The organism is Glutamicibacter sp. V16R2B1, assembly GCF_005774635.1.
Taxonomy (GTDB): domain Bacteria; phylum Actinomycetota; class Actinomycetes; order Actinomycetales; family Micrococcaceae; genus Glutamicibacter; species Glutamicibacter creatinolyticus.
Genome location: NZ_VATX01000034.1, coordinates 1 through 4,341, shown reverse-complemented (window position 1 = coordinate 4,341; position 4,341 = coordinate 1). Strand labels below are relative to the sequence as shown.

Here is a 4,341-nt window from a genome sequence, read left to right as displayed (position 1 = left end):
TCCTGGGTTACTTTGACCGGGCAGGCACCTCGAACGGCCCCACCGAAGCGATCAATGGGAGGTTGGAACACCTGCGCGGCAGCGCTCTGGGGTTCCGGAGCCTAGCGAATTATATTGCCCGTTCGCTCTTGGAATCTGGCGGGTTCAGACCCGTTTTACACCCTGGATTGTGAAGAGCCCGAAAACACTACGGCCTGTCGACGAGCTCTGCTGATGCGTCGACAGGCCGGTGTTCGGTTTCGCCTAGGTGTGTTCTGGCTGAGCCAGGGCTGGAGCTGGTTTACTCAGCACGGGCGCCAGGTTTTGCCTCCGGGTGCATAGCACCGCGGTCCGGTGTAGTTGGAGGGACCGCTGCTCTTCTTCCTTGGAGCCTGGTACGTCTTCTTAGGCGTCCGCGGTGCGGTCGGTCGTTGCGCTTTTTTGCGTGGCTGCGTTTGTTGTTGCGTATTGTTTTGCTTGCTCGGCGCCGCGGCCCGGCGCCGCTCGGCGGTAGCCGCCTTTTGCTGCTCTTGCGCCTTTTTGAGCTCCGCTGCGCGTTGCTTTGCCTTCTCTGCCTTCAGCTTCTCCTCTTTTTGCTTTCGCTCGGCTTCCTTGCGCTCCTTTTCTTCCTGCTTCAGCTTCGATTCTTGAGTGCGGTGAGCCTTTTCCAGATCCTCGGCGGTCGAGATGGAGTCCGAGAGCTGTGAACGCAAACCGGCAAAACTTGAGGCAAGAAGGGCGTGCGTGACAGGACTGCGGTCCGGGGTGATGCCGTCAAGGGTCTTTTTCAGTCCGAGTCCCATTGCCACTGCGGCCGCGGCCTCGGCGGCCTGTGAGCCGGATTCTTCTGTGGAGTCGCTGAGCTCTTCCGGAGCCTCTTCCAAGGCCGAGGCAACTTCGTCAACCTGCGCCGGTACGGTGCATTTGATGTCCGTGCTAAAAAGCCCGGCTGAGTTTTCGGAGGCTTTGTTTTGCGCAGCCAACACCTCATCGTAAAACTTGATGTTCGGCTCGAACTTCACAGCGATTCCCAGGCCGAGCGCTGCAATCTCTGCGTTGACCAAGTGCCCATCCTTGAACACGCCGGCCAGGGTTCTGCCATAGCGGTCGGTTCTCTCGACATCGTATTCGAGGTCGACCTTGTCGCCTGGGGAAAGGATCGATTTGAGGTGATCGCTGGCCTCGGAGCCGAGGCACTCCACACCCTTATTGGGGTCTACGGTTTCGGGCGTATCCACGTTGAGGAGCCGAACCCGCTGTTCGGCGCCGGCAATCTTCATATCCACGGTATCTCCGTCGATAACCCGGATTACAGTGCCCTGTGTGTCACTGTCGGCGGTCGCGGCGTACACGACGCCGGAGGTAACCAGCGTTCCGGCAACAAGGCCCGCGACCCACTTTGATTTTGTGCTCAACAAAATGTTTCTCGTTTTCTCAGAACGTGCAAGTGATTAGGGAGAATAACTCCTCCATCATTAAAGGGTTTTTCATTGAAAACGCCAAAACCTTCGTTCCACGAGTTAGGCCGGACACGATGTGGTGTGAGGTAGCAGCCGATTCCAGTTATTCATTGAAGCTTCAAGTAAATTCCGGTAGGCTTGAGCCCACGAGGACCAATGATCTGTGCCGGGAAGGTGGCCGCGATGAGCGTGCGCGAAGAGAAACTATCCGATGAGTTGAGCATGAATGCCGTGCAACTCAAGGTCGGGGATATGCGGCTGATGAGCGATTACTACCAGAAGGCCCTGGGGTTGACGGTGCTGGCGGAAGACTATGACGGGCTCACGCTGGGACGCGGTTCCAGTGAACTGGTCAAACTGCGGCATGCGCCGGGACTGCACCTGCCGAGTCGTGGCGAAGCCGGGCTCTTTCACACGGCCCTGCTCTTTGAGAGCCAGGAGGACCTGGCGGCCACCGTTTACACCGCGGCCCGCTTCGACAACACCCGATTCGTGGGATCCAGCGACCACCTGGTCTCCGAGGCCTTCTACTTCACCGACCCTGAGGGCAACGGGATCGAACTGTACTGGGACCGCCCACGCGATACCTGGCGCTGGGAGCAGGGCACGGTTGCCATGGATACCATCTACCTGGATCCCAACCAGTACCTGGAGGCGTACCTGGGGCAGGCTGCGGTCGAGCGGCAGGCGGAAGCCACCGCCGGAGTGGGGCACGTACACCTGCAAGTCGGTGACATCTCCACCGCCCGGCAGTTCTACGTCTCAACGCTCGGGTTTGATGAAACCACTGCGCTGGGGGACCAGGCCCTGTTCGTCTCGGCTGGAGGCTACCACCACCACATGGCCATGAATGTCTGGAACTCGCGGGGTGCCGGGCCGCGCCGCGACACCCTTGGACTGGGTGAGGTGCTGATCAACGTGCCCAACCAGGATGAGGTCGGCAAAATCGCCGAACGCCTGGACTTCGCGAAAATCCAGCACCACCACACCGGCGAGGAACTGCGCTTCAACGATCCCTGGAACAACCAGCTGCGCGTGGCCGTCGCGTAGATCCTGGCAACGCAAACGGGCCTGATCTCGCGATAGCAAGATCAGGTCCGTCAATCCTTAGGTGCCTGGGGTTTCGGTCGGTTCCTGCGGGGGCTGTTCCTGGATGTCCTTAAGCTGTTCGAAGGACATCATCAGGGACTTAAGTTGCGCGTACTCTTCGGTCTTGGCGTAGGCTCGCATCCGTTCGGCACCCTTTAGATCCGCATCGACGTCGGTTAGTTCATCCTTGGGCCCGATCTTGCGCTCGAAGGTGGCACTGCCGCCCTGATAGTTGAACGGCACCGCAACGGCCGGATAGCCAGCCTGCTGGTCTGGGCTGAGCTCGGTGAGTTCAATGACCGCACTGTCCGGGCTGGCGGCGTCCGCCACGAAGGTCAGGTGTGCGCCCTTCTCCTCATTCAGTGTTCCGCCATCAATCAGGACATTGTCCTTCGCTGGGGGTGGGATGGCCTCCTCGGCCCACGGATCCGCCCCGGTGCGCAGAGTGGCCATGACCTGGCCATCGGGATTGGTGAATTCGATGCTCGCGGCCGCTTCGGGGTTGTACTGGTAGTACTCGTTGGTGATTTCCTTCATCTGCCAACCCTTGGGCAGCTTGACGCTGAAGTGGCCGTTGGCGATCTGTACCGTCTCGGAATCAACCTCGTGCTCGGTCGTGGCGCTCTGTGAGGCCTTCGGCTTTGCGGGTTCATCGGAGGTGGCCTGCGAGCAGCCGGCCAGCAGTCCCGTTGCCAACAGCATCGAGGCAAATGTGGCTCCCGTGCGGGTCATTATGTGCATAAAGGCCTTTCGTAGAGCCTGGCGTCGACCTACCGGGCGATACGCCGCTCAAAATCGGAAATGCAGCGGATCAAGCTGATCCGCTGCCATTTGTTCCGACGCTATGCCAGGCGACGACGAGCGAACCAGTTACACGAGGGGACTTCAGCGTCTTCCTAGTGAACATCCGGGCAGCATTGACGGAGAACCCCTCCCTTGATGGTGCTTGCTGGCCGGGGTACAAAGGCATGTCGTTGTGGAAGTAGTGCGGGCATGCACAGGGCCACCCGTGATGGGTTGACTAGGGCCTGTTCAGTGCCACGCGCACACCGAATCCGATTAACACGGTCCCGGTGATCTGATCCATGATGGTAACCCCTTTTTCCGTGCGCAGCCACCTGCCCGCCAGGGAAGCACCGAGAATGAGCACGGCTGCCCAGAGCATGGTGAGCAGCACATGGACGGCCGCCAGCGCCAGTCCCATCAGCAGGGCGTTGGCCCCGCCGGGGGTGAATTGGGGAATCACGGCAATGTAGAACACGCCAATTTTCGGGTTCAGCAGGTTCGTGGTCAGGCCCATGCCGAAGGCCTTCCATTTGCTGGAGGCAACGGGAACCTGCACCGCGTCAACCTTCTTGCGCCGCAGGCTGCGGTAGATCATCTGCGCGCCGAGGAACACCAGATATGCGGCGCCGGCGTAGGTCAGGATTTGATAGGCCAGCTGTGAGGCCGCGAGCACCGCCGAGGCACCGGCCGCGGCAATGACACCCCACGCCAGTACTCCCGTGCAAATCCCCAAGGCAGCCACCGCGGCTTCGGCGCGGCTGCGGGCCACCGCTGAGCGCAAGATCAAGGCGGTGTCCACCCCGGGAACCAGGGTCATCAGCGCGGCCACCACGGCAAAGGAAAGCAGGGCAGAGGTAACGGTCATGAAACAAGGATAAGGGGAAGAGGTGACTGCCCTTGCGGGAGCAGGGTTCGGTCCTTGAAGCCGTGCGCCCGGTTACTCCCGGCTTCTCCTAGACGATATGAGGTGTAGGGCTTGGTAGGTCTGGTCAGAGCTGGAACCTCCGCTTCATAATGATTGAACGCT

Annotated in this window: 5 protein-coding genes; 2 read left to right on the top strand and 3 right to left on the bottom strand. The window is 60.3% G+C overall.

Going from position 1 to position 4,341, the window contains the following annotated elements; genetic code table 11:
• On the top strand, window positions 1–173 hold a 173-nt coding region (locus tag FDN03_RS15380; RefSeq protein WP_138178474.1), incomplete at its 5' end, for a transposase.
• 111 nt (window positions 174–284) lie between these two features.
• Here FDN03_RS15380 and FDN03_RS15375 read toward each other — a convergent pair.
• The gene (locus FDN03_RS15375; protein ID WP_138178473.1) at window positions 285–1,394 is read right to left on the bottom strand and encodes a thermonuclease family protein; all 1,110 of its coding nucleotides are present in this window, start codon (window positions 1,392–1,394) and stop codon (window positions 285–287) included.
• Window positions 1,395–1,622: 228 nt separating this feature from the next.
• Here FDN03_RS15375 and FDN03_RS15370 point away from each other — a divergent pair, with 228 nt between their 5' ends.
• Window positions 1,623–2,489, top strand: coding sequence for a VOC family protein (locus tag FDN03_RS15370; protein WP_138178475.1), 867 nt, complete (start codon window positions 1,623–1,625; stop codon window positions 2,487–2,489).
• A 57-nt stretch (window positions 2,490–2,546) separates the two neighbouring features.
• Here the strand turns inward: FDN03_RS15370 and FDN03_RS15365 are convergent, their stop codons facing one another.
• Both FDN03_RS15365 and FDN03_RS15360 read right to left on the bottom strand, forming a co-directional pair.
• The gene (locus tag FDN03_RS15365; protein ID WP_138178472.1) at window positions 2,547–3,230 is read right to left on the bottom strand and encodes a hypothetical protein; all 684 of its coding nucleotides are present in this window, start codon (window positions 3,228–3,230) and stop codon (window positions 2,547–2,549) included.
• A gap of 319 nt (window positions 3,231–3,549) precedes the next feature.
• Window positions 3,550–4,179, bottom strand: coding sequence for a LysE family translocator (locus tag FDN03_RS15360; protein WP_138178471.1), 630 nt, complete (start codon window positions 4,177–4,179; stop codon window positions 3,550–3,552).
• Window positions 4,180–4,341 lie beyond the last annotated feature (162 nt).